The 26,006-nt window shown below is 51.7% G+C and carries 25 protein-coding genes, 2 tRNA genes and 1 pseudogene; 14 read left to right on the top strand and 14 right to left on the bottom strand.

What is annotated here, in order from left to right:
• Positions 1-18: 18 nt before the first annotated feature.
• The 6 genes from rplT to uvrB form a co-directional block, all read right to left on the bottom strand.
• On the bottom strand, positions 19-378 hold the full coding sequence (gene rplT, locus OMP95_RS01390; RefSeq protein WP_266325146.1) for a 50S ribosomal protein L20: 360 nt from the start codon (positions 376-378) through the stop codon (positions 19-21).
• 15 nt (positions 379-393) lie between these two features.
• Complete coding sequence (rpmI, locus tag OMP95_RS01385) at positions 394-591, bottom strand: 50S ribosomal protein L35 (RefSeq protein WP_007145589.1); 198 nt, start codon at positions 589-591, stop codon at positions 394-396.
• A 36-nt stretch (positions 592-627) separates the two neighbouring features.
• Positions 628-1,146, bottom strand: coding sequence for a translation initiation factor IF-3 (gene infC / locus OMP95_RS01380; protein ID WP_266325221.1), 519 nt, complete (start codon positions 1,144-1,146; stop codon positions 628-630).
• Between the two features lie 3 nt (positions 1,147-1,149).
• Complete coding sequence (gene thrS / locus OMP95_RS01375; RefSeq protein ID WP_266325140.1) at positions 1,150-3,075, bottom strand: threonine--tRNA ligase; 1,926 nt, start codon at positions 3,073-3,075, stop codon at positions 1,150-1,152.
• A gap of 74 nt (positions 3,076-3,149) precedes the next feature.
• Positions 3,150-3,226, bottom strand: a tRNA-Val gene (locus OMP95_RS01370).
• A gap of 85 nt (positions 3,227-3,311) precedes the next feature.
• Positions 3,312-5,327 carry an excinuclease ABC subunit UvrB gene (gene uvrB, locus OMP95_RS01365; protein WP_266325138.1) on the bottom strand — a complete coding sequence of 672 codons (2,016 nt, stop codon included), beginning with the start codon at positions 5,325-5,327 and terminating at the stop codon, positions 3,312-3,314.
• Positions 5,328-5,671: 344 nt separating this feature from the next.
• On the opposite strand from uvrB, the gene OMP95_RS01360 reads away from it, so the two are divergent.
• The 3 genes from OMP95_RS01360 (at position 5,672) to dbpA (ending at position 8,523) form a co-directional block, all read left to right on the top strand.
• On the top strand, positions 5,672-6,856 hold the full coding sequence (locus OMP95_RS01360) for a pyridoxal phosphate-dependent aminotransferase (RefSeq protein ID WP_266325136.1): 1,185 nt from the start codon (positions 5,672-5,674) through the stop codon (positions 6,854-6,856).
• 63 nt (positions 6,857-6,919) lie between these two features.
• Positions 6,920-6,995, top strand: a tRNA-Asn gene (locus tag OMP95_RS01355).
• A gap of 145 nt (positions 6,996-7,140) precedes the next feature.
• Positions 7,141-8,523: an ATP-dependent RNA helicase DbpA gene (gene dbpA, locus OMP95_RS01350; protein WP_266325134.1), complete on the top strand. Its 1,383-nt coding sequence runs from the start codon at positions 7,141-7,143 to the stop codon at positions 8,521-8,523.
• Positions 8,524-9,159: 636 nt separating this feature from the next.
• Here dbpA and OMP95_RS01345 read toward each other — a convergent pair.
• Positions 9,160-9,948 carry a metallophosphoesterase gene (locus OMP95_RS01345; RefSeq protein WP_266325132.1) on the bottom strand — a complete coding sequence of 263 codons (789 nt, stop codon included), beginning with the start codon at positions 9,946-9,948 and terminating at the stop codon, positions 9,160-9,162.
• A gap of 174 nt (positions 9,949-10,122) precedes the next feature.
• On the opposite strand from OMP95_RS01345, the gene OMP95_RS01340 reads away from it, so the two are divergent.
• Both OMP95_RS01340 and OMP95_RS01335 read left to right on the top strand, forming a co-directional pair.
• Positions 10,123-10,635, top strand: a complete 513-nt coding sequence (locus OMP95_RS01340; RefSeq protein ID WP_266325130.1) for a bis(5'-nucleosyl)-tetraphosphatase — start codon at positions 10,123-10,125, stop codon at positions 10,633-10,635.
• Entirely contained in the window at positions 10,636-11,631 is a 996-nt protein-coding gene (locus OMP95_RS01335; RefSeq protein WP_266325128.1) for a ribonuclease Z, read from the top strand.
• Here the strand turns inward: OMP95_RS01335 and OMP95_RS01330 are convergent.
• From OMP95_RS01330 to OMP95_RS01315, 4 genes are all read right to left on the bottom strand, one after another.
• Positions 11,628-12,749: a CapA family protein gene (locus OMP95_RS01330; protein WP_266325126.1), complete on the bottom strand. Its 1,122-nt coding sequence runs from the start codon at positions 12,747-12,749 to the stop codon at positions 11,628-11,630. The two genes, OMP95_RS01335 and OMP95_RS01330, sit on opposite strands and share 4 nt — an antisense overlap.
• A 128-nt stretch (positions 12,750-12,877) precedes the next feature.
• A complete protein-coding gene (nfi, locus tag OMP95_RS01325; protein ID WP_266325124.1) occupies positions 12,878-13,549 on the bottom strand; it encodes a deoxyribonuclease V in 672 nt (223 codons plus the stop codon).
• 34 nt (positions 13,550-13,583) lie between these two features.
• The gene (locus OMP95_RS01320; RefSeq protein ID WP_266325122.1) at positions 13,584-14,303 is read right to left on the bottom strand and encodes a DUF429 domain-containing protein; all 720 of its coding nucleotides are present in this window, start codon (positions 14,301-14,303) and stop codon (positions 13,584-13,586) included.
• Positions 14,296-14,508 (bottom strand): hypothetical protein, encoded by a 213-nt coding sequence (locus OMP95_RS01315; protein ID WP_266325120.1) that lies wholly within the window; start codon positions 14,506-14,508, stop codon positions 14,296-14,298. Before OMP95_RS01315 ends, OMP95_RS01320 begins: the two co-directional genes overlap by 8 nt.
• Positions 14,509-14,833: 325 nt before the next feature.
• Here OMP95_RS01315 and atpD point away from each other — a divergent pair, with 325 nt between their 5' ends.
• The 8 genes from atpD to OMP95_RS01275 are packed head-to-tail and all read left to right on the top strand — an operon-like array spanning position 14,834 to position 20,978.
• Complete coding sequence (gene atpD / locus OMP95_RS01310) at positions 14,834-16,213, top strand: F0F1 ATP synthase subunit beta (RefSeq protein ID WP_416234622.1); 1,380 nt, start codon at positions 14,834-14,836, stop codon at positions 16,211-16,213.
• The gene (locus tag OMP95_RS01305) at positions 16,210-16,617 is read left to right on the top strand and encodes a F0F1 ATP synthase subunit epsilon (protein WP_266325116.1); all 408 of its coding nucleotides are present in this window, start codon (positions 16,210-16,212) and stop codon (positions 16,615-16,617) included. Before atpD ends, OMP95_RS01305 begins: the two co-directional genes overlap by 4 nt.
• 5 nt (positions 16,618-16,622) lie before the next feature.
• Positions 16,623-16,892 carry an AtpZ/AtpI family protein gene (locus OMP95_RS01300; RefSeq protein ID WP_266325114.1) on the top strand — a complete coding sequence of 90 codons (270 nt, stop codon included), beginning with the start codon at positions 16,623-16,625 and terminating at the stop codon, positions 16,890-16,892.
• Between the two features lie 4 nt (positions 16,893-16,896).
• Complete coding sequence (locus OMP95_RS01295) at positions 16,897-17,583, top strand: F0F1 ATP synthase subunit A (RefSeq protein WP_266325112.1); 687 nt, start codon at positions 16,897-16,899, stop codon at positions 17,581-17,583.
• A gap of 3 nt (positions 17,584-17,586) precedes the next feature.
• The gene (gene atpE / locus OMP95_RS01290; protein ID WP_266325110.1) at positions 17,587-17,853 is read left to right on the top strand and encodes an ATP synthase F0 subunit C; all 267 of its coding nucleotides are present in this window, start codon (positions 17,587-17,589) and stop codon (positions 17,851-17,853) included.
• A 53-nt stretch (positions 17,854-17,906) separates the two neighbouring features.
• Complete coding sequence (locus OMP95_RS01285; protein WP_266325108.1) at positions 17,907-18,653, top strand: F0F1 ATP synthase subunit delta; 747 nt, start codon at positions 17,907-17,909, stop codon at positions 18,651-18,653.
• Complete coding sequence (locus OMP95_RS01280) at positions 18,646-20,130, top strand: F0F1 ATP synthase subunit alpha (RefSeq protein ID WP_266325106.1); 1,485 nt, start codon at positions 18,646-18,648, stop codon at positions 20,128-20,130. Before OMP95_RS01285 ends, OMP95_RS01280 begins: the two co-directional genes overlap by 8 nt.
• A 2-nt stretch (positions 20,131-20,132) precedes the next feature.
• A complete protein-coding gene (locus OMP95_RS01275) occupies positions 20,133-20,978 on the top strand; it encodes a F0F1 ATP synthase subunit gamma (RefSeq protein ID WP_266325104.1) in 846 nt (281 codons plus the stop codon).
• A 45-nt stretch (positions 20,979-21,023) separates the two neighbouring features.
• On the opposite strand, the gene OMP95_RS01270 is transcribed toward OMP95_RS01275, so the two are convergent.
• The 3 genes and pseudogenes from OMP95_RS01270 to OMP95_RS01260 all read right to left on the bottom strand — a co-directional run bounded on the left by OMP95_RS01270 (position 21,024) and on the right by OMP95_RS01260 (position 24,883).
• On the bottom strand, positions 21,024-22,493 hold the full coding sequence (locus OMP95_RS01270; RefSeq protein ID WP_266325102.1) for a lipase maturation factor family protein: 1,470 nt from the start codon (positions 22,491-22,493) through the stop codon (positions 21,024-21,026).
• Positions 22,494-22,683: 190 nt separating this feature from the next.
• Positions 22,684-22,976, bottom strand: a pseudogene (locus OMP95_RS01265) (GIY-YIG nuclease family protein).
• Between the two features lie 152 nt (positions 22,977-23,128).
• Positions 23,129-24,883, bottom strand: a complete 1,755-nt coding sequence (locus OMP95_RS01260) for a pyrroloquinoline quinone-dependent dehydrogenase (RefSeq protein ID WP_266325100.1) — start codon at positions 24,881-24,883, stop codon at positions 23,129-23,131.
• Between the two features lie 261 nt (positions 24,884-25,144).
• Between OMP95_RS01260 and OMP95_RS01255 the strand changes: the two genes are divergently transcribed.
• Positions 25,145-26,005, top strand: coding sequence for a YiiX/YebB-like N1pC/P60 family cysteine hydrolase (locus OMP95_RS01255; protein ID WP_266325098.1), 861 nt, complete (start codon positions 25,145-25,147; stop codon positions 26,003-26,005).
• Position 26,006 lies beyond the last annotated feature (1 nt).

Below are 26,006 nucleotides of genomic sequence, written 5' to 3'. Positions count from 1 at the left end.
TCGCTCTACGAAGCGATGTTATTCTGCCAGTGCAGCTTTCGCTTTTTCCGCAAGTGCAGCGAATGCAGCTTCATCATGTACAGCAATATCGGCCAACACTTTACGATCGATTTCGATAGACGCTTTTTTCAGACCATCAATCATACGGCTGTAAGACAAACCACACTCACGGGCTGCCGCGTTGATACGAGCAATCCACAAGATACGGAATTGACGTTTTTTCTGACGACGATCGCGATAAGCGTATTGGCCGGCTTTGGTGACAGCCTGGACAGCTACACGATAGACATTTTTACGACGGCCATAATAACCTTTGGCCTGATCAAGAACTTTTTTGTGACGTGCATGGGCAGTTACACCACGTTTTACTCTAGGCATCGGAAAACTCCTTAATTACAGATTAGGCAACATTTTACGAACTGACATATGGTCTGCTTTGCAGATTGTCAGCGTAGAACGCAGTTGGCGTTTCCGTTTAGTGCTCTTTTTAGTCAGGATATGACTAGTGAACGCTTGAGAACGCTTGAATTTTCCGCTGCCGGTACGTTTGAAACGTTTTGCAGCACCACTGTGATTTTTCAATTTAGGCATTATTTAAAACTCCGCATTGGGTTTATTATCTAATCTTTATTTTTTACTACCTGGGGCCAGAACCATTATCATTTGACGCCCTTCTTTCTTCGGATGCTGCTCAATAACAGACAGGTCTTTAAGGTCATCTGCCACACGTTGCAGCAATTTGAGACCCAAGTCCTGATGCGCCATTTCACGTCCGCGAAATCTGAGACTGACTTTGGTTTTGTTCCCGCTTTCTAGGAAACGTATCAGGTTGCGTAGTTTTACCTGATAATCCCCTTCCTCCGTCCCTGGTCGGAATTTAACTTCTTTAACCTGTATTTGTTTTTGTTTTTTCTTAGCTAGCGCTTTTTGCTTGCTTTCCTCAAACAAATACTTGCCGTAATCCATAATACGGCACACTGGTGGAGTTGCCTGTGGGGCAATTTCCACCAAATCCAATTCGGCTTCTTCGGCCAGCTCCAGCGCTTGTTTCAACGGAACAATACCGAGCTGTTCACCTTTGGCATCAGTTAATCGAACTTCTTTGGCTGTGATTTCACCATTCAGCCGTTTTTGATCTGTAGCGATGTTCTAGTCCTCTAAAATAAGTCGACCGCGGCGAGCGACGTCTTCTTTAAGCAAGCCGACAAAGTCCTCAAGTGACATAGCACCTAAGTCTTCGCCTTTGCGAGTACGTACTGCCACGGTGTTATCCTGCGCTTCGCGTTCACCCACAACAACTAAATAGGGGACACGTCGCAATGTATGCTCGCGTATTTTAAAGCCAATCTTCTCGTTTCTCAAGTCTGAATCAACTCTAAATCCTTGTTCTTGCAAATCCTTGGCTATTTTTTGCACATATTCAGACTGTTTATCAGTAATGCCCATGACCATGACCTGTTTCGGTGCAAGCCAGGTCGGGAAGGCACCGGCATACTCCTCAATCAGGATGCCGATAAAGCGTTCCAGTGATCCGAGAATGGCCCGATGCAGCATCACCGGTACCTGCTTGCTGCCATCATCGGCGACATAACTGGCATCAAGGCGTCCGGGCATCGAGAAGTCAACCTGAATGGTGCCGCACTGCCATACTCGGCCCAGACAATCTTTCAAGGAAAACTCGATTTTAGGTCCGTAGAATGCCCCTTCGCCAAGCTGCAAATCCCAGTCCAGTTGTGCTTTATTCAAGGCCTGTTCCAGTGCATGCTCAGCCTTATCCCAGACCTCGTCACTGCCAACACGATTGTCCGGACGAGTCGACAATTTAATGATAATTTCGTTGAAACCGAAGTCTGCATAAACTTCATGTAACAATTTAATAAATGTAGCTACTTCCGACTGGATTTGATCCTCGGTACAGAAGATATGCGCATCATCCTGGGTAAAACTGCGTAAACGCATCAGACCGTGTAAGGTGCCCGATGGCTCATTACGATGACAAGAGCCAAACTCCGCCATGCGTAACGGCAAGTCACGATAGCTTTTCAGCCCCTGATTAAAAATCTGAATATGGCAAGGGCAGTTCATTGGTTTGACTGCATAATCGCGGTTTTCAGAATGGGTGGTGAAAATCATGTCACCAAACTTGTCCCAGTGACCGGACTTTTCCCACAGGCTGCGATCGACCACTTGTGGCGTACGTACTTCCTGATAACCGTTATCACGCAACACATCGCGAATGTAATTCTCGACTTCGCGATAAATGCGCCAGCCATTGTCATGCCAGAAAATCATGCCGGACGCTTCTTCCTGCAGATGAAACAGGTCCAGATTCTTGGCAATCTTGCGATGATCCCGCTTTTCGGCTTCTTCCAGACGGTGCAGATAGCTTTTCAGTGCTTTTTTATCCTGCCAGGCGGTGCCATATACCCGCTGCAGCATTTCATTATCCGAGTCACCGCGCCAGTAGGCACCGGCCAGTTTCATCAATTTGAACGCTTTCAGCTTGCCGGTACTGGGCACATGAGGGCCACGGCACAAATCGACAAAATCACCCTGACGATATATAGATAAGGTTTCACCCTTGGGAATATCTTCCAGAATCTCGGCTTTGTATTTCTCGCCCATATTGCGGAACATTTCGATACCGGCCTCGCGGGACACTTCCTCACGTACTACCGGCAAATCCTGTTTAACCAGTTCTTCCATTCTTTTTTCGATCTTTTCCAGATCTTCCGGGGTAAAACCTTCAGGATAGGAAAAATCGTAGTAGAAACCGTCATCAACAACCGGGCCGATGGTCACCTGAGCTTGCGGATAAAGCTGTTTGACTGCTTGTGCCATCAGGTGCGAAGTAGAGTGACGAATAACGTCCAGCCCTTCCTCATCGCGATCGGTAACGATAGCCACGTCTGCATCTTCGTCAACCACATGCGAAGTGTCGACCAACTGGCCATTGACTTTGCCTGCCAATGCAGCGCGTGCCAGACCGGTGCCGATATCGGCGGCTATATCATGAATAGTGACCGGATGATCAAATTGACGTTGACTGCCGTCAGGAAGGGTTACTGAAATCATATTGGAAATCCATGGTTGTGGCCGATACAAAGGGCCTTAAAAACCAAAAAAGCGCCCGAAGCGCTTTTAGAAACTGGTAGGCACGATTGGATTCGAACCAACGACCCCCACCATGTCAAGGTGGTGCTCTAACCAACTGAGCTACGTGCCTGCCGTGAAGCTGCGAAATTATACGCAGCTGGCCGGATTATGCAAGTACCCGGATGCATAATTGTATGAGTCCGGGTACAAGTATTTTAGACCGTTACCGGTCCCAATGCGACCAAACGCAAATGTTCCAGTTCATCACGCAATCTGGCGGCGTCTTCAAACTCAAGATTTTGCGCGTGTTTGTACATCGCCTGTTCGATTTGCTGAATCCGTTTTGCCAGTTGTTTGGGTGACAGTGCGGCATACCTGGCCTGCTCTTCCGCCACCTTGGCGAACTGTTTCCTGTCTTTCGCTGTTCTGCCCTTCCCATCATCCATACCGGCACGAATGGCTTTTATAATGCCCTGCGGGGTGATGCCATGTTCTTTATTAAATGCCACCTGTTTTTCGCGGCGACGTTCTGTCTCTTCCATTGCGCGTTTCATTGAGCCGGTAATTTCATCGGCGTAGAGAATCGCTCTGCCGTTCAGGTTACGCGCAGCACGACCAATGGTCTGGATCAAGGATCGATCGGAGCGCAAAAAGCCTTCTTTATCGGCATCCAGAATCGCTACCAGCGAAACCTCCGGAATATCAAGGCCTTCTCGCAACAAGTTAATACCTATCAATACGTCAAACTCGCCCAGTCGCAAATCACGGAGAATTTCCACCCGCTCTACCGTGTCAATGTCTGAATGCAGATAACGCACTTTGACATTGTGCTCGCGAAGATAGTCAGTCAAATCCTCAGCCATGCGTTTGGTCAGGGTAGTAACGAGGACGCGTTCGTTGACCTGGGTGCGTTTGCGGATTTCTGAAAGCAGGTCATCCACCTGGGTGCCGACAGGCCGGATTTCGACTTCAGGATCCACCAGCCCGGTGGGCCGTACCACCTGTTCGACAACCGAACTGGCATGCGCTTCTTCATATTTACCCGGTGTGGCGGAGACAAAAATAGTCTGCGGTGCCAGCTTTTCCCATTCTTCAAATCTGAGCGGGCGGTTATCCAGTGCCGACGGTAATCGAAAGCCATAATTGACCAATGTTTCCTTGCGTGAACGATCACCTTTGTACATCGCACCGATTTGCGGCACCATCACATGGCTTTCATCAATGACCAGCACAGCATCATCCGGCAGATAGTCAAACAACGTCGGCGGCGCCTCACCACCATTACGGCCGGACAAGTGACGGGAATAGTTTTCGATGCCGTTGCAATACCCCAACTCCAGCAGCATTTCGATATCGAAGCGGGTACGCTGTTCCAGCCGCTGCGCTTCCACCAGTTTGTCCTGTGCATTAAGCTCTTCCAGCCGTTCGCGTAACTCTTCCTTGATAGCATCCACCGCTTTGAGCAGATTTTCCCGTGGTGTCACATAGTGGGTTTTCGGGTAGATGGTGATACGGCTCAGACGTTGCAGCACTTCGCCCGTCAGCGGATCGAAATAACTGAGCTGCTCGACTTCATCATCAAACAACTCCACTCTGACGGCATCGCGCTCGGACTCCGCCGGGAAAATATCAATCACTTCACCCCGCACCCGGTAGGTACCGCGATGCAGTTCAACATCATTGCGGGTGTATTGAAGCTCGGTCAAACGGTGAAGAATATCGCGCTGGCGGATAACGTCGCCCTGTACCAGATGCAAAACCATTTCCAGATAAGCATCTTTTTCACCCAGGCCGTAAATGCAGGACACACTGGAAACAATGATGGCATCGCGCCGTTCCAGCATCGCTTTGGTGGCCGATAAACGCATCTGCTCGATCTGTTCGTTGACCGATGCATCTTTATCTATAAATGTGTCGGACGAAGGCACATACGCTTCCGGCTGATAATAATCATAATAAGAAACAAAATACTCCACCGCATTGTGCGGAAAGAATTCTTTCATCTCACTGTATAGCTGGGCTGCGAGTGTTTTATTGGGCGCCAGCACCATGATCGGACGCTGCACCGCTTGCGCAACATTAGCCACGGTAAAGGTCTTACCCGAGCCGGTGACCCCCAGCAGGGTTTGCCACATCTCACCGTTGTTCAGACCTTCGATCAATGCCTTAATCGCGGCTGGCTGATCTCCAGCGGGAGAAAATTCACTGACTAACTGAAATTGTTTATTCATACATCTTTAGCATCGATTAGGTTTGGCACATACCGAAATAACCTGGAAATGCGCGATATCAGCGAGACAAGAAGCTGCTTTCTTCTTTGTCAGAACATTGCAGGAATAGCTACTCTCTTTCAAAATGTTATGCGAAGAAGAAAGCAGCTTATCGTCCCGCCCTGCGGGAGTTCATGTAAACAGCCAGTACTGCGTTACAGCCTTTGCAAAGGGAATGACCATTCGGCTGCAGGCTGCGCCTTGTTCTGACTGTTTACATGAATTCTGATACGTGCATTTCCAGGTTATTTCAGTATATATTACTGACTTCTTTATCAATTATTGTGTTTCATGAAGGAAAGATTTTGACTATCAAGCTCTCCCAACGCGTTCAAAACATCAAACCATCACCTACATTAGCAATCACTGCCCGGGCAGCGGCTTTAAGAGCCGAGGGTAAAGATGTTATTGGTCTGGGTGCGGGCGAACCCGATTTCGATACACCAGAGCACATTAAACAGGCTGCCATCGAAGCAATCAACAGCGGTTTTACCAAATATACTGCAGTTGACGGCACCGCTGATTTGAAACAAGCCATCATTAAAAAGTTCGCGCGTGATAACGGCCTCAACTATGAAGCCAATCAAATTCTGGTATCCGTTGGGGGTAAACAGAGCTTTTTTAATCTGGCACAGGCCCTGTTACAGCAAGGTGATGAAGTCATTATTCCTGCACCGTACTGGGTATCATACCCGGATATGACACTGCTTGCCGAAGGTAAGCCCGTCATTGTCACAGCCGGTCAGGACAGTCAGTTCAAAATCACCCCAGAACAGCTGGAAGCTGCGATCACCGACAAAACCCGTCTGTTTGTCATCAACAGCCCTTCCAACCCGACCGGTATGGCCTACAGCCGCGCTGAACTGGAAGCTTTGGGCGACGTTTTGCGTAAATACCCGGACGTGCTGATTGCCACCGACGATATGTACGAACATATCTACTGGGCTAATGAACCATTCTGCAATATTGTGATGGCCTGCCCTGATCTCTACGACCGAACCGTGGTGATGAACGGTGTATCCAAAGCTTATTCCATGACCGGCTGGCGTATCGGTTATGCGGGCGGGCCTGCCGATCTGATTGCATCAATGAAAAAGATTCAATCACAAAGCACCTCCAACCCGACCTCGATTTCTCAGGCCGCTTCTGTTGAGGCTTTAAACGGCGACCAATCCTGTATTCAGACCATGCTGGTCGAGTTCAAAAAACGCCATGATTTTGTAGTGGCAGAATTGAACGCAATGGACGGTATCGAGTCTCTGGAAACCGATGGCACCTTCTACGTATTCCCGAATATCAGCGGTGTGTTGGCGCGTAAACCCGAGCTGAAAGATGATCTGGATTTTGCCGAAGCTTTACTGGTCGAAAAAGGTGTAGCGGTTGTACCCGGAACGGCATTTGGCTTGAAGAATCATGTACGGTTGTCGATTGCTACCAGCGAAGAAAATCTGAAAGCAGCATTGTTGCGTATCGCCGAGTTTATCAGCTGAAAAATTATTATGAATGAGGCTTGACCTGTCAGGTTCAAGTCTCTATCATAGCCATCTTTCTGTTCCCCGATAGCTCAGTTGGTAGAGCAAATGACTGTTAATCATTGGGTCGCTGGTTCGAGTCCAGCTCGGGGAGCCAAACAAGATTCCGGAAAGCCCTGAAGAGCAATTTTCAGGGCTTTTTTGTTCCTGTTACAGACGCACAAATTGGTGGCTTCTCTTTCATCACGTCGTCTCAGCCTCCCTGTACTTTAAACTGCTAATTTCCCCGAGTATTCCCTGCCATGTCCAGCGACAATTTTAATTCACTCCCTATCTCCAAACCACAGATCGATGCACTGGACTCACTGGGCTATAAAACCATGACGCCGGTGCAGGCACAAAGCCTGCCGCTGATTTTGCAAGGTCGTGACTTGATTGTCCGTGCCAAGACAGGCAGCGGCAAAACAGCCGCCTTCGGCATAGGGCTGTTAAATGCGATTAATCCGCGCTTTTTCGGCGTGCAGGCGCTGGTGTTGTGCCCGACCCGTGAACTAGCCGATCAGGTGGGCAAGGAGATCCGCAAACTGGCGAGTTTCATGCCTAATATCAAACTGGTTTTGTTATGCGGCGGTAAACCATTCGGACCCCAAGTGGGTTCGCTGGAACACGGTGCGCATATCGTGGTCGGCACACCGGGGCGTGTCCAGGATCATTTACGCAAAAATACCCTGAAACTGGATGGGTTGAAAACCCTGGTGCTGGACGAAGCAGATCGAATGCTGGATATGGGCTTTGCCGATGTGATGCAGGCTATTATCGAGCAGACGCCGAAATCGCGTCAGACCTTGCTGTTTTCAGCTACTTACCCCGACACAATCGGACAGATGAGTCGCTCTATTCAGCGTAACCCGGCATCGGTCACCGTCGAGTCGGAGCACAAGCCGGAAGTGATTGAACAGCTGTTTTATGAAGTCAAAAAACACGAACGGGATACGACATTACTCGCCTTGTTCGAGCATTATCAGCCACAGACTGCGGTGGTATTCTGCCACACCAAGAAGCAATGTGATGAAGTGGCAGCCCTGCTGCAACAACACCGGATCGAGGCGCTGGCAATTCATGGCGATCTGGATCAGCGTGAACGGGATCAGGTGCTGGTACGGTTTGCCAATAACAGCTGCGCGGTACTGGTCGCCACTGACGTGGCGGCGCGCGGTCTCGATATCAAATCATTACAGATGGTAATCAACTACGAATTGCCCCGTGACCCCGAGGTGTATGTGCACCGGATCGGCCGCACCGGCCGGGCTGGTGAAACAGGCATGGCCATGAGTATTGTCACCCCCTCGGAAACGCAGCGGATCCTTGCTATTGAAAAGTATCTGAACCAGCCATGCCGTTGTGATGTGCTGGAGTCACTGGATCGCGACCCTGCTTTTTCATTACAGGCTACGATGGTCACCATCCAGATCGATGCCGGCAGAAAAAATAAAATGCGTCCGGGCGATATTCTCGGCGCTTTGACAGGCGATGCTAGTCTGGCGGGTTCTCAGGTCGGCAAAATCAATATTTTTGATATGTCCAGTTATGTGGCAGTTGAACGGGATGCGTTCAGACAGGCCATGAATCATCTGGCACAGGGCAAGATAAAAGGGCGAACTATTCGTGCCCGCGGGATTGGTTAACAAAAACCATTCATCATAAAAAAACTGTCAAAACCAAAAGCGCCGGCAATTAAACTGCCGGCGCTTTTTTTATAATTTTGAAAAGCCAGAGCCCCGACAATACTGGAAAACTATTTTCTTTTCAGTGACTCAACTATCCCGGTGAAACGCCGCCGACAGGGATGCCTTCAGCGCTGTATGTAACACGGGGTCTCTACCGGGACTCAGTAATAAATCACTGGGGTTGCCTGTTGGATGATAATCCATATATGATTTGAACTGTTTATGGAGTCACAACTTAACATGGAGGTTATGTAATGCTGCCCACCCCTATCTACAACATAATGCCTTTTTTCTATCTAGCTTCAGGGTTTTCTGTGCCGATGGTCATAGACAGTCCGTTCGCCTTTATCTCAGGCATCTCGTTCGGTCTCGCCGCTTGTCTTATCATGAGAGCCCGTCAGTGGATTTAACACAATCAGCTTATTTTGGGACTGCTTGAAGGCATCTCACATGAACCATCAACACGGTGCCTGTGGCTCGCCTTAATCCTGTTCATCCATACATCACAAAAAAATAGCTTCGTCTCCATGATGACCCGGCTGAAACGATTTCACGTCTATAACGCATTTTTCTATAACCGCAACGATCTCGACTTCAATCCTGCACGTCAATAAGCAACCCTGGTTGAAAGGGAAGCCCCGGCAAAACCTCTCCCGGATAACCTTTCTGGTTGCTCAGCAGCCGGCATTTGCCTACCGTTGTATCCACACAGCAGTGCGTATGGCCATAGCACCAGATATCGGCTTTCTTAACCAAGTGATCCAAGTCGGAAATAAACCCGCTGCCTATGGTGTTGTTGCCGAACTGTGGATGCTCGCACTTCAGGCTTGGACCATGGTGGGTGATCACAACAGTACGGCCGCCGAAAGGTTCATCAAGCTTTTGTTCCAGCCATGCGACCGCCTTGCCATGCAAAGCCAAGGCGTGCTCTGGCTTAAACAGTTCTTCGCCGAATTTGATAAGGAAGTGATCGTTGAGCGCCTGCTGTAATATCTTCATGTTGTAGGCTTGATCAGCTTTGCCTGTAGACCTGTAATCTGTCCACAGCGTCGTTCCCAAAAATCGCACGCCATTGATAATGACCTCATCGCACTCCAAAAAATGAACGAGCGGATGCGTTTCGGCAAAAGCACGCAACTCAGCGATTACAGTCCAGTATTCTTGTTTATAAAATTCGTGATTGCCTGCAACATAGACAACATGTTTCTGATGGGCTTCAGCTTCTTCAATAGCCCATTTCAGTCCCTGGGTGCCGACATTGATGTCACCCGCCAGAATAATTACATCAGACTGATTTTCTTCTATGGAAAAGCAGTCCGACATCTCCATATGTAAATCTGATAGTAATTGCAGCTTCATTGTCTGTTCTTTGCCGTTACGCATCGCGTTCACATTAAAAATATCAGCTTTTAATGCATGGATTAGAGTTCATATTAACGCAACCCGGCGCGTTCGGCTTGCCCCTACCATCGTAGGTACAGATGCTGATATTCTGGGTATTAACCCCCTTCGGCCAATCTACGAACTGGAGGACATGTCTATGCATGATGTCAGACCATGTTGTATCCGGCCTTCGCAGTTGCAAAGGCAATGCGCTCCTATTGGTACCCAATCATGACCAGTGGTCGCCGTCCCCGTTCTCGTCGCCCTGTCACCGGTTTCTCCGCCGGCGTGGTGGTGGTGCGCCGGGAAAAGTCAGGCTGGCGACTGCTGGTATTGCGCGCCTACCGCAACTGGGATTTTCCCAAAGGCACGAGAGAACCGGGGGAGACGCCGCTGACAACCGCTCTGCGTGAAACGGAAGAAGAGACGGGGATCACCGATCTCGCCTTCCACTGGGGCCAAGACTATTGCGAAACGGTTCCCTACACGGGTTCCGGAGGCAGGAAAGTGGCGCGTTACTATCTGGCAGAGACCGCCGCCAGGAACATCATCCTCCCGGTGTCCCCACAACTCGGACGTCCGGAACACCACGAATGGCGCTGGGTACGTTTCAGCCAGGCAACAAAACTGCTGCCGCCACGGCTGCAACCAGTACTCGCCTGGGCAAGGCAGCAGTTGGAGTCATAAATGCGCCCTTCATTTCACCCCTTTCTGGTCAACGATCCTTTCGGTGATCCGGGACTGTATATCGATTTCCTGTTCGAACGCCGCGCCCTGCTGTTCGATCTGGGCGATATCCGTGCTCTGCCTCCACGCAAGCTGCTGCGCATCTCCGACATCTTCGTCTCGCACTGCCATATGGACCATTTCATGGGCTTCGACTGGTTGCTGCGTATCCGTCTGGGCCGTGAGCGTGATGTCCGGCTGTACGGCCCGCCGGGGTTTCTGGACCAAGTGGAAGGCAAACTCTCGGCCTACACCTGGAACCTGGTCCACCGCTATGAAAGCGATTTTGTCTTGACCGTAATGGAACTGGCGGAGGATGGCCATGCCCGGCAGGCGGTGTTTCGCTTACAGAATGCCTTTCAGCGCGAGGCAGAAACAGAAGCCATCATCAATGACAACATCCTGCACAATGAAATGGACTTCCGCGTGCGCTGTGCCATTCTTGATCACGGCATCCCCTGCCTGGCTTTCGCCCTGGAGGAAAAGCAGCATGTCAACGTGTTGAAAAACCGTCTCGCCGAGCTGGGTCTTGCTGCAGGCCCCTGGTTACAAAAACTCAAACGGGCAATCCTTGAAGACCGCCCCGCCGACAGCCCTATCGCGGGGCCGGAAGGCCGGATCTTCACCCTGGGCGAGCTCAAATCCTGCCTGCGGTTCACTCCGGGACTCAAGTTGGCCTACGTTACCGATGTCCTGTTCAATGAAAGCAATGCGGCGCGCATCGAAAACCTGGCCAGGGATGCAGACAAGCTGTTCATCGAAGCGGTATTTGCCCAGGAACTGGCTGAACGGGCCAGGGACAAATGTCATCTCACCGCCGCCCAGGCCGGCTGGCTGGCGCACCGGGCGAAGGTAAAAACAGTGATACCGTTCCACCACTCCCCCATCTACCGGGAACAAAAAGCCCTGCTGCAGCAAGAACTGCAGACACACTTCCGGCAAGGCAGGTCCCCCTAGCGCTGGCTCAACTGCAACTCGCACCCTTCCGAAGAGGTCACTTGCGTGCCGAAACGTTCACCTTCCCGATTAAGTGTTGCCTTCAGCCACTGCACACCTTCCGCAGGTGCATAACCCACCCGGAAACGGCGGGTCTGTGTGGGTGTCATAGCAAGGCTGACCAGCTTGCCCTGTGCCAGCACCGGGAAATACATCAACGCAAGATCGCCTCGGTATTGATCGTAGCCACTGATGCCCTCATAGTCGTTGAGAAAGTCGCCGCAACCGTAGAGAATGAGCCGGTCGTGATAGACCTCGATGCCTCTGACATGGTGGGACGAGTGGCCATGCACCACATCCACCCCGGCTTCGTCGATAAGGCTATGCGCGAACCGGCGATAGTCGTTACTGACGGCAAAACCCCAGTTGCCGCCCCAGTGAATGGAGGCAACCACCTGGTCACCGGCTTGTTTTACCGTCCGCACCTGCTGCGCGATGTCCGCGATCGTGCCCAACGACAGATCAGGCAGAAAATTCACCCCCGCCCGTTTTTCCCCGGCCGCCCATTCTGCAGGAACACCACTGCCCGGCATGCCCCAGGCAAATACCAGCACCCTTCCCTTGCCTTCTACTTCCAGCACCGCCGGCGCTGCAGCCTCGGCCGCGTTGCGTCCGGCCCCCGCAGTGGCAATACCTGCCTGCTGCAGCGTATCCAAAGTTTCTGCCAGGCCCGCATAGCCCCAGTCCAAAACGTGGTTGTTGGCGAGTACACAACAATCAATACCGGCAGCAGTCAGGCAAGGCACATTGTCCGGGTGCATGCGATAATGGATGCCTTTGCCAGGCTGGGCTTCCTCGCTGGTAGTCACTGAGGTTTCCAGGTTGATGATGCGCAGATCGGGACGCAGCCGCTCCCAGGCGTCCAGCGCATCGCCCCAAATATAGGAGAAATCCACCGGTTTCGAAATAGGACCGTTCTCTTCCTCAGCGAGTTGTACGTAACCCAGCGCCGAGCGCATATAAGGCTCGAATAACTGAGGCTTCGATGGCTGCGGCAGGATCTGGTCGATACCGCGACCGGTCATGACATCGCCACACAGAAACAATGTGATGCGCTGCGAAGGATGTTGTGTCTTCATGTCAGCATGCTCCTTCGTCATCAAGACGCCGGCGAAGCCAGTTCGGATCCCTGACAGAGCGCCCAGCAGCAGGCTCGTGATAGCGGCCAGAAAGCGTCTGCGGTTAAGCAATGATATGAAGTCAGTATTCATACATTTTTCTCCACCGAAGCCAGCCGGTGCGCGTGGCGAGTCGTTTCCGGCAATCGGTAGCGGCCGACACAGCCCAGCGTAAGCTCGACAGCGGACCGGAGACTCACTCGATGGCCGGTGGATACATAAACCGGTTTCACACCAGTACGAGTCCGCAACACGGCGCCGATCACCTCGTTACCATCAATCAGCGGCGACCAGTTACCTTTCTCAACCGGCGGCTCAGCATAATGGCCGATGAGCCTGGTCTTGCCAACGCCGATGGTAGGCAAATCCAGCAAGACCCCGAGATGGCTGGCAATACCGAAGCGGCGCGGATGCGCGATACCCTGTCCATCGCACAGGATAAGATCAGGCAAAGTTTTCACTTTATCCAGCGCTGCCAGCACAGCCGGGAGTTCGCGAAACGACAACAGTCCCGGGATATAGGGAAACTCAGAGGGACAGCGGGCCACGGCTGTCTCCATTAATTGCAAATCGGGAAAGCTGAGCACGGCCACTGCCGCCCGTGTCATGCGCCCGTCCTGTTCAAAACCGACGTCCACCCCTGCCACTCGGCAGATTTCAGGCAGACGATCATAACGCTCCACACGCCCGCTCAGTTCATACTGCAACGCGACCGCCTCAGCCGGCGTTAGCCGCCAGGGATGTTCGATCTTCAATTTCAAAATACGGCTCCTTATGAAGCTGAAGCCCGAGTGATCAGTACCAGATTTCCATACGCAGCCCCTTGCTGTCTACCGGCACATTCTGACCGGGCAGGCGGGCACCCAAACCAAGCCGGATGCGGCGGGCCACCAAAGCCAGGACGCAGGCGTCGAGAATGTCATCCTCCGCCAGCCGCTGCCTGCCAAAGTGCTTCCGCAACGCCTGCACATCAGGTTCATGGCGGCCAAAATGCTGCCTCAACCATCCCATACGTTCGACCAAACCCTCGCGACTTTTCTTGCTGTGACTCATTGGAGAACCGGCAAGCGACATAAAAGCCAGTTCCGGGTGAGATTCCATGATGCGCCTCTGCAGGCGCGGTGTCATGCAGCTATCCACTTCCCCGATTCTGGGCAAGATATGCCATGCCGGCAGACTGATACCCGCCCCGTTTACCGCTACCGCCGCAGCATAATCCGGATAAGCTGCCAGCGCCGGACGTGCAGGCGGTGAAAAGACGCTGGACCTTCTGGGCCCCAGCAGGCGACGCGCTGCCCGATCGCACATTCGTCCGCCCGGCAAGGCCTGTTCCAACAAGCCGACAGGCATGTCTACCGTCACCATTACCGACCGCGCTACAAGTTTGACCACCTCATCAAAGTGTTGGCACAACTCGTAGCGCACAGTCTGTACCGTATCCTCGCGACAGCCCAGCAGTGTAACGAACCAGCCGCCGCGGCAACCATCAACTCCGGCGTACCCAACCTCAGTCATGGCAGATCCCGCTCCAGTAAAGTCCCTGCCAGACTTTGAACCGGAATCTGGCCAGCAGAAACTGTTCGATAAGCCATATCAGCGTCTGCGCATGCTGGCTCACCTGCCGAAAGTCTTTGTATCTCAGCCCATCGATTGCCTGCAGCAACTGCAAAGTAAACTCCAGCTCCTTCAGCTTTTTCAGGTAGTAGCGCGGCTCGCTCATAAAGTGTTGGCAAGATGATTTTCATTGTTCAATCTGCCTGGTTCAGCCTGAATCAGGCAGAACCAACTAGTTTTCTCCTTATTGCACACCACTAAGTATCTGGAGGTTTATGTGCCCTTGCTGAATCATAGCAAGTGGTACAAGCCATCCAAGTCTTTTCCAGCAAACTCAGCACCGCACTTTTAACCAACTTAGAACGTGATAAACATTCGGTGTCATTAGAGCTTCTATCTATTGTCGGCCCAATCCTTATCTTCTATTATCATCGTTATCGGTTTCGATATGCCATGGACTCTTGCTGATGTCAGAGACGATAACCAGCAGTATGAAAAACCCGACAGCCGTTATCGGCTTCATCGTCGAGGTTCATGGCCCTGTTGTGGTTATCAACTGCGATCCCCTTCCCCCCTTGCGGCAAGCACTATGTACCAAAGTCGCCCATGAAACCTTCATTTTCGAAGTCCATCAGCACCTGGATCAACAACATGTACGTGCGGTGACTTTGCACCGAACGGCCGGTCTGTACCGTGGCATGCCGGTATACGATACGGGCGCCCCGCTGCACGTGCCTGTCTCGCCTGATTGTCTCGGGCGTCTGCTCAATACTTTTGGCGAACCACTGGATGATGAAAATCAGCTGCCGGCAACAGAATTCCGCAATGTTCACTGCCGCCCCGCACCGTTGAATACCGCAATAAGTACCGGACAAATTTTGGAAACGGGCATCAAGGTGGTTGATCTGCTATGCCCTTTTGTCAGGGGGGGTAAAACTGGCCTGTTCGGCGGCGCTGGGGTCGGCAAAACGGTGCTAATAATGGAATTCATGCATGCGGTAGCAACTTTGCATAAGGGCGTATCGGTATTTGCCGGTGTCGGAGAACGGATCCGTGAAGGCCATGAGCTTTGGCATGAACTGAAACGAGCCGGTGTGTTACCACAGACGGTAATGATATTCGGCCAGATGGACGAATCGCCCGGCGTACGATTTCGTGTCGGGCTTTCGGCCCTCACTTATGCAGAATATTTACGTGACACGGCACAAAAAGAAGTGTTGTTCGTCATGGATAATATCTTTCGCTTTGTTCAGGCAGGCAGCGAAGTTTCCAGCCTGCTTGGCCGCATGCCGGCCACCGTCGGTTATCAACCGACTTTAACCACCGAAGTAGCGGAAATGCAGGACCGCATTATTTCCACCGAACTCGGTGCCATCACTTCCGTCCAGGCGGTTTATGTACCTGCTGACGATATGACCGATCCGGCAGTCAGTGCCATTCTCAGCCATCTCGACACGATTGTGATTTTGTCTCGCAGCCTGGCCAGCAAGGGGATTTATCCTGCTATCGATCCGCTGCAATCGGGTAACCGGTTGATGGATCGGCAAACCCTTGGCGATCACCACTACACCATCGCGGAAGGGGTACGAGAACATCTGGCCCGTTATCACGAACTGGAAGATATTATCGCAATGTTGGGCATAGAAGAATTGTCCAGCCAAGACCGCAAAATCGTGATGCGAGCCCGCAAGCTGCAACGCTATCTGACTCAACCTTTCTGGTCGACCGCATCTCATACAGGCATAGTCGGCGTTTCGGTACCGCTAGAGGCCACGCTCGCCGACTGCGATGCCTTATTATCCGGGCAATACGATGATATTTCTGAAGACGCCTGTTACATGCGTGGCACCATTTCAGAGTCACGGTCATGACCGCGAGCTTCACACTCCGGCTTCAGGATGCGACCCACCGGCAAGACATCACCGGCATCACATCTTTTGTCGGTGAAGATGCCTCCGGCAGTTTCGGCATTCTGGCAGGGCATGCCCGCATGATAACGACACTGATTATAGGTCTCGCCCGTTTCCGCAGAAATAATGGGCAGTGGCAATATCTGGCACTACCCGGTGCCGTATTGTATTTCCATGAAAACGTACTGACCTTGAGTACCCGCCATTATCTGATGGATGATAACTACATGCGGATCAGTCAGGCCCTGCAACAACAGTTACTGGCAGAGGAAGAAAAGCTGCAGGACATGAAGAAAAGTTTGCATCATATGGAGGAGGAAGTCCTTAAACGGCTGTGGGATATGAGCCGGGAAAGAATAAGGTGACCACCATGACGTCATCAAATGATCTGAAAAATCAGGTAGAACGACAAGCACGGCGAATGCAGAAAGCCGAGCGTGAACGCCCGACGCTGGTCGGCCAGACGGTTTACATCGGTGTGCTCGGACTGTTGTTTGTACTGCCGGTGATTGGCGGTGCTTATCTCGGCCATTGGCTCGACAGCCTGACAACCGGCTATTCAATTCGCTGGACTGTCAGCCTGATCCTGCTTGGCGTTATAGTGGGGGCGCTGAACGTTTATCTGACAATCAGGGAATAACGTGATGACCGACGGGGAATTGATTATTAAACCTTTATTCACGATCGGACCGTTAGAAGTGACCAACACCATTGTCACCACTTGGCTGATCATGGCAGCACTCACCCTGTTCTGCTGGATATTGTCACGCCGGCTCAGCAGCGAGCCTGGCCCGTTACAGACAACCGTGGAAGGCATTGTCGAAACCATCGACAAAGCGATAGCGGAAGTCACGCCACAACATTGCCGCACAATCATGCCGTTTGTCGCCAGTCTGTGGATATACCTGGTCATCGCCAATCTCAGCGGTCTGCTCCCCGGCGTGCATGCCCCTACCCGCGACCTGTCGGCCACCACGGCGCTGGCGATCCTCGTATTTCTATCAACACACTGGTACGGGATCCGCATTCAGGGACTAAAAAAATATCTGCATCATTACATCATTCCCAACCCTGTATTGCTGCCGTTTCATATCATCAGCGAAATCACTCGTACGGTCGCGCTGGCTGTACGGCTGTTCGGCAATATCATGAGCCTGGAAATGGCCGCGCTGATGATCCTGCTGGTCGCCAGCTTTCTGGCACCGATTCCCATCCTGATGCTGCATATTGTTGAAGCGCTGGTACAAGCCTATATCTTCGGCATGCTGGCTTTGATCTATGTGGCAGGCGGAATTCAGTCCCAACAGGTACGTTCACAAAACAAGGAGTAGCCCATGCCTGATCTTTCTCTATTTAGCCTGGCGTCGACCGTAGCCGTGGTACTGGCTATCGCTTTCGGCGTTTTGGGGCCGGCTCTGGCAATGGGCTGGGCGATAAGTCATGCCATGGACGCCTTGTCACGTCAGCCGGAAGCCGAACATGCCATTATGCGAACCTTGTTTATCGGGCTGGCGATGATTGAGTCATTAGCGATCTATGTGCTGGTCATCGTGCTGATCGTGCTGTTCCGCAATCCGCTGCTTGAATATCTGTTGCAATAAAAATAGCCAAGTGTCATGTCCCTGATACCCACAACCTGTTGGAGCAGCATGTTATGGAACTGAACTGGTCCACTTTTGTACTCGAAATCATTAACTTTCTGGTACTGGTCTGGCTACTTAAACACTTTCTGTACAAGCCAGTCAGAGAAGTGATTGCACGCAGGCAAGCCGGCATTGAAAAAACGTTGGCTGATGCCGAAGCCAGATATGCTGAAACCAGACAATTACAGCAACAGTACGAAAGCCGCCTGGCCGACTGGGATCGGGAGCGGCAGCAAAAGCGCGAAACACTCCGGCAGGAACTGGATGACGAGAGCCAGCGACAGCAGCAGGAATTGCAGACACGCTTGCAACAAGAGCAGGAAAAAGTACAGGTCACTGCAGCCAAACGCCAGCATGACCGGAACCGCAAAATGGAAGAAACTGCCTTGCAACACGGCGCCAGTTTTGCCGCCAAACTGCTACACGGTTTATCAGGCCCCGACACCGAAGCCCGCCTTGTCGACAAGCTTGTTCACGACTTGAGCCAGTTGTCTGCCGAAAAAACCAGCATGCTGCGCAGCCATTATGGTGAAAATCTGGACAAGTTCGAAGTCGCCAGCGCCTATCCGCTTTCCTCCGATCTGCAGCAGCAAATCGAGCAGGCCTTGCACACGGTGACCGGCCTCGATATGCCCGTCAGTTACAGCCAGGACAGCTCGCTGATAGCCGGCCTCAGAGTCGGCATTGGCAGCTGGGTTATCAATGCCAATATCCAGGATGAATTAAGCGGTTTCGCGGAGCTGGCCCACGATGGATAAAGAAGAAGTCGAGACAAACTCCCTGCTGGCCCGTCAGGCAAAATGGCTGGACAGCTATCAGCCTGCAGTCCATATCAATGAACGCGGCCGCGTAGTGGCGGTTGGCGACGGTATCGCCTGGATCACCGGCTTACCGTCAGCTGCGATGGACGATATTCTAAGCTTTGCCGATGGCAGTACCGGCATGGTATTTGACTTGACTAATAAACTTATCGGGGCTGTTTTGCTGCGTGACTCGGAAAAACTGACATCAGGTACGTCAGTAAAGCGTACCGGCCGCACGCTCAGTATCGCTGTCGGTGACGCATTGCTGGGACGTATTATCGATCCACTCGGCATGCCGCTTGATAATAAGCCTCGGCCCAAACATAGCCGCTGGTTACCGCTGGAAACAGCCTCTCCCCCCATCGTGGCACGTGACTTCGTAGTCAAACCGCTCTATACCGGCAACAAGATTATTGACACCATGATTCCGATAGGTAAAGGTCAGCGGCAACTACTTATCGGCGACGAAGGATTGGGACGCAGTTCAATTGCTTTGGATACGGTTATCAACCAGCGCGGCCAGAACGTATATTGTGTCTATGTGCTGATTGGACAGAAACGCTCATCTATAGTCAACACCATCAATATTCTGCGTAAAAGCGGCGCGCTTGATTACACAACAGTCATTGTCGCTGAGGCCAGCAGCTTACCGGGCTTACAACATCTAGCACCTTTTGCCGGATGTGCCGCGGCTGAGTTCTGGATGCAACAGGGGCACGATGTTCTGGTGGTCTATGACGATCTTTCCACCCATGCCAAAACCTACCGCGAACTCTCTTTATTATTGCGGCGGCCACCTGGACGAGAGGCCTATCCGGGCGATATCTTTTCTGTTCATGCCAGACTGCTGGAGCGCACCACCTGTCTGAATGCCGCCAATGGTGGCGGCAGCATGACTGCCCTGCCAATTGTAGAAACCAAGCTCGGAGAAATCACCGCCTACATCCCGACCAATCTGATTTCCATCACTGACGGCCAGATCTATTTCGATCAGGCTTTATTTGCGGGCGGTTTCCGTCCGGCTATTGATATTGCCCGATCCATCTCCCGTATTGGCGGTCAGGCCCAACATCCAAGTATCAAAAAAGAAGCAGGTCGCATGAAGCTCGATTACCTGCGCTATCTCGAGCTGGAAATCTTCACCCGTTTCGGTGCCCGTCTTGAAGCATCGATGGAAAAAGCTATCCATCGAGGCCGTCTGTTAAGGGAAATTCTCAAACAGGATCGATTATCGCCATTACCCGCCACATTCGATATGGCATGGCTGGTGGCCTTTAATGACGACATGTTAGAACAAGCCGGCACCGATAAAATTCCGCCGCTGCTGGCAACACTTGAAGCATCGGTGAGCCACACCACCCTGACGCTGGATAGTCCGCGCGACCAGTGGGCCGATGCAGTCACACGATGGCTTGGCCCTGTAGGAGACTGACTATGTCACGGCGTCAGAATCTCGAGCATCATCGCCATAGCCTGACTGAAGTGCAAAACATCATGAACTCGATGAAGACCATGGCCTACATCGAGAGCCGCAAGCTGTCCGCTTGTATCGATGCCCAGCAAGCCGTGATTCACAGTATTGAGCAGGCAAGCCGGGATTTGCTCAATTTCTATCCCGATATCTTGCCGCAACCGGGCCGAAATCCCTCTGTTATTTTGCTGATAGGCAGCGAGCGCGGCTTTTGCGGTGATTTCAATCACGCCCTATTCCGAGAATTGGAAGTACAGACATCCAAGTCTTCACTGCTGATCAGTGTCGGACACAAGCTGAATCTTCTGCTGGAAGATGACCCGCGCCTGACAGCAGCCATTGACGGCATCAGTGTGAACGAGGAAATCACTTCCGTCATTGAACAGTTGGTCGCCCGGTTAGCTTTATTGCAGGAGCAACACGGCTTGCTCAGTGTTTCCTGTTTGTATCACGCTGGGGATGATGGTATCCGCACTCAGAAACTGCTGCCCCCTTTCCATGATCTTCTGCATCAAACTGTCGGTTTTTCTCATCCGCCGCTGCACAACCAGCCCCCCGAAGACTTGTTGCTTGAACTCAGCGACCATTATCTGTTTGCCGTATTGCATCAGATCCTGTTCATCTCACTGCTGGAAGAAAACCATCGCCGTATTACCCACCTTGATGGTGCGGTTAAATACCTCGACAAACAATTAGCAGAACTGACCCGAAAAAGCTCTGCCCTGCGTCAGGAAGAAATCATTGAAGAAATCGAGGTGATTCTACTGAGTGCGGCAAGCCTCGATGCCAATCTGGATACACAAACCTGAATCCCGAACATACAGTTAACAGCGAGGGGCTCTACTTTCAAGTTCTCATGGTCGCCTAGGTGCGACATATGGAAACAGACCGAGATACTCGCGCCGCCACCAATCACCGCTTTGCTTACGCTGTTCAGCCGTGGTGAACCGGTAATCATAAGCCTGCACCCGCAAAAAGCGCGGCGGTTTGACCGGGAACGGATTGTTTTTCAGCAAGCTAAGCACCTGCGGCGAACCCTTTCTGAGCTGACTCTGAAACTCTCGGAACCAGTACAACTGCCGCCCGGACTGGCTCGGAACAAACCACATCATCCAGTCCAGCCGCGGATGATAAGGCACGATAAAAGCCGGTTGCCGGTTCACCTTGCCCGGTTTGAATTTAAACTCGTAATCCCGCCAGTTCTGACCGTCATCACTGCCCTGAATTAGCAGCTCCTGCCGCGTTGTCTGCATGGTGGGAAACACATGATAAATATGGCCGATACCCCAAAGCTGCACACTGTCGTCAATCTTGATGATCGGCTCGGGCAACAAGCTACGCGTGGCATACATATAAAAAGCCGTGGTACTGACAAACACAATCAACAAACCCGATATCAGTGCAAGGCCCGACTTCAGCAGGCCCGGTTCACGACTGCCCTTATTTATCCACTGCAACAGTTTTCGCGGTAACAGCCGGCTGATAATACGATCATCCAGCAGCAATACACAGAGTAAGATCACCAGCAGATTGACATAAGCATGATTGCTCGTCGCTATCAGCAGCAACTGCATCAGAATCGTAATCAAAGCTGCAGCAATCCGGTACGGCCTCGGCATAAAGATCAGAAACGGCACCAGCAGTTCGGTAAACAAGGTGAAACCGACCCCGAATTGATGCAGCCAGTGCGGCAAGTAATGGGCATACCAGGAACCGATATGTGGTAACGGCTGCGTCTCGAAATAATGATGCAATGCGGTAAAACTGGCCCAGCTGGGATCATCGGAAAGCAGTTTGGCCAGTCCTGACATAAACCGAAAACGAAACAGTAACCACTCATACAGCAGAATCAGCAGCAAACTGGGACCTGAAATCAGAAATATTGCCAGAAACCCTGCTTCCAGTAACAGGCTATCCCACTGAAAACTCAAAAACAGCTGGCCGGCATGAAACAAAGACAGATACAACACAAATAGAGCAATCGTAGCCAGCTGTTCCAGTCGCCCGAGAAACAATAAAACCGAGAAAATACAGCCGGCTACGGCCGCGCTCTGCAACGCCAAATCCGAAGCATTGAACCAGAACAGATTGGGCAATGTCAGCCACGCCTGCCAGCCGTCCTGTTGATAAGCCCGTTCAAGCACGCGGTCAAACGGTAAAATACCGTCCGGCCCGACCAATCCGGCCATCTGACCAAATAAGGAAGCAAAGGCAATAAAATAGATAACCGCGAGCAGACGCAGGAATAAATTGGCGGTCAGCTGATAATCCGGTCGCAGCTGAAACAATGTCCGCCAGAGCATGGCTTGTTGTGCCGCTTTCATGCTCACCTCCGTGCAATGCTATGACTACTTTAAATATGCCTGTCAGTAAGATGCCTCCGCTTCGGTCGGCATGACAACGCCCTTTACCAAACCAGCCCCGCCGAGCATAGCGAGGGGCCTGTCATTCCGAGCGCAGCCGAGGAATCTCTGTTTATCTTCTCAGATGCCTCCACTCCGGTCGGCATGACAGCTACTTGTCCAACAATTCCAGATACAAATCCCTCCATTCGGGATTCATAACATCAACCAACTTATTTTTCTTTTCTCTACGCCAACGTTTGAGTTGTTTTTCCCGACTGATCGCGGTGTAAGCATCATTCGTCTGCTCAAAATAGACCAGCTTGGTCACGTTGTACTTATCTGTGAATCCTGTGACCACATGCTGTTTATGTTCATAAACACACCGTATCAAATCGTTTGTAACACCGATATAAAAACACGATTACTGATGTTCGTCATGCAATAGACATAGTACGTTTTCATCGGCAGTTCCCTCTGCATTCATCCTTCAGAGTTATTGAGATGCCTCCGCTTCGGTCGGCATGACAGCGCCCTTTACCAAATCAAGCCCCCGAGCATAGCAAGGAGACTGTCATTCCGAGCGTAAGCCGAGAAATCTCGTCCAATGCCCGACCTTAAGGCAAAGTCCAAACCTTCAAAAAATCGCCGCTTTGATAACCAAACAATTTGTTACCGCCGCTAGCCACCGCGATATATTGCCTGCCGTCTATCTCATAACTGATGGGCGGCGCATTCACACCCGCCTCAGATTGACCAGACCACAACTTCTCGCCGGTTGCGGCATCCAAAGCAAATAATTCACCCGAACCTTCGCCGCTGAACACCAGACCACTGGCTGTGCTCAACACACCGCCCAACAGCGGGTTCGGCGTTTTGTGCTGCCAAACCAGTTTACCGTTATCAATATCAATGGCGCTGAGCAGGCCATAACGCTCGTCGGTATCCAGCGGCGACATCGAAGAATACTGCAGCCCCGGCTTACCGTTTTTACCCTGCAACTGATGCAGGCTGTATTCAACCGGCCAGTGAATACCGGCGATAAAAACCAACCGCCGTTGTTCATCGACTGAAACCGGCGACCAGTTGGAGCCGCCCAATACCCCCGGATAAATAATCGTGCCGGCTTTACTCGGTTTCTGAAACATATTCTGTTGCGGCACATAAGCTTCGCTCTTAAACAACAACGCACCGTTTTCACGATTTAACACATAAAACCAGCCGGTCTTACCCGCCTGCCCGATAGCAGGGATCGATTCGCCATCAATATGAGCGGTGAACAACACCGGCGGACTGGCGACATCATAACCCCACATATCATGCGGCACCTGCTGGAAATACCATTTCAACTCACCGCTATTGGCATCCAAAGCCACCAATGACGAGGTATACAGATTATCGCCAGGCCGCGACGAACCTTCCATTTGCGGAGAAGGATTGCCGGTGCCAAAGAACAAGGTATCGGTTTCATAATCAATCGCCGGGGTACTCCAGGCCGAACCGCCGCCATAACGCCAGGCATCGGCATAATTGTCAGCACTGGATTTTTCAGCCTCGATATCACGAGGCAACCTGACACCATCGGCGGTGAATTGAACAAAATCCCCTTCCCAGCCCTGCTCCGGAATGGTATCGAACTGCCAGGTTTGTTCGCCGGTTTCCATGTCATACGCAGCCAGAAAGCCGCGACGGCCGTATTTGCCGGCAATGCCGACCACCGTGCCCAGCGGTGCATCCGAGTCCAGCGAGTCCAGATGCAAACCGTAACCGACTCCGGTAATGCCGATAATCACTTTACCTTTATAAACCATCGGCGCCATATTCAAACCGGCGCCGGACGTGCCGGATACTTCACCTGTAGTATCGCCGGCCAATGTGCGGATATCTTCCTGAATGCCGCTTTTACCTTCGGTCACATCCTTATCCCATAATTTTTCACCGGTCTCGGCATCCAGTGCCAGCAAACGGCCATCGACCGTCCCCATAAACACACGGTCTGCGGACACCGCCACCCCGCGATTAGCCGGGCCGCAGCACATCCCGCGTTCTTTAATCCGATCATGCCGGTAGCGCCAAATCTCACGACCGGTTTTCGCATCCAGCGCCGCCACATCATTAAAGGGCAAAGACAGATACATCACCCCGCCGCGCACAATCGGCGTCGCCTGAAACGTCGCCTCGATACCGCTGTTGTACTGCCAGGCCAGTTGCAACTGCTCGACATTCTGCTTGTTGATTTGGGTTGACGGGCTATGGCGTTGATGCAGGTTATTGCCGCCGAACAAAGGCCATTCGGCATCCGCAGCACTGGCAAACCATGGCATAGCCAGAAATAAGAAAGTTGTTATTTTCAAAATCGATGTTGTTGTCATAACTTTATTTCTGCAGCCTCGTTGTTTCATTATTAGTTTTTAACCTAGTTTCTATCACTCTAAAACGCAATCAATCTGCGGCCATCAAAACCATCCAAATGCCGCCGGTTCAGTGACAAAGTGCGCATTTATATCCGCCATACTGTCTGTCAGCCCGTTTTGCCAACGATTTCACGCCAATCATCGCCAAGCCTGCTATTGGTAACATATAATTAATTCAGCGGTCATTACCAATAATGGCTGTTACTCTCGGAGGCGACTATGTTGTCTATGGGTAAATGGATGACGCAAAGACTGACCAGTTGGTTGAACAAGGAACCAGCTGTCGATCCCTCTGTTCCTTCTTTAACCAATTATGAACGGCTCTGCGATGAGATCCGTCCCGGCGATGTGTTGCTGATCGAAGGCCGCAGCCGCGCCAGTAACATCATCAAGAAGCTCACCCAGAGCACCTGGACACACTCGGCACTCTATATCGGCAATTATTATCAACTCAATCTCGCCGGTATCGCCCCGCATGCCTTGGTCAACTATTCACGGACACCCCATACCAATCTGATTATTGAAGCCGTCTTGGGACAGGGCACGATCGTCACCCCGTTGAGCAAGTATCGACAAGCGCATATCCGTTTGTGCCGTCCCCGCAGCCTGACTTTGACTGATCGCAATGCCGTGATCAAACATGCCTTGGACAAACTGGGCTACCAATACGATATCCGGCATTTGATTGATCTGGCCCGGTTTTTATTGCCTTATTCGCTGCTCCCTCGCCGCTGGCTTTCCAGTCTGTTCGAATTCAAGCCCGGCAAGCCCACTCAAACCATTTGTTCCTCCATGCTGGCCGAGGCCTTTATGTCGGTGCATTATCCGGTATTGCCGATTATCTCGCACACCGAGGACGGGATACGTTTCTACAAACGCAATATCAAACTGTTTACCCCGAAAGATTTCGATTATTCCCCTTATTTCGACATTATTAAATATCCCTTTGTCGGTTTGGATGAACTGGCCACCTACCGTTCATTACCCTGGGATCAGGAAGGATTGATCTGTAATGATGCCGGAGATTGTGTGGTTCCTTTCCAGGATCTGGATAAAGACTCGCACCAAAAAGGAGAATGAG

The organism is Methylophaga sp. OBS4 (assembly GCF_026319305.1).
In the GTDB taxonomy this organism is placed as follows: domain Bacteria; phylum Pseudomonadota; class Gammaproteobacteria; order Nitrosococcales; family Methylophagaceae; genus Methylophaga.
Note: the sequence above shows the minus strand (reverse complement) of the source record. Positions and strands in the feature narration are given on the sequence as shown.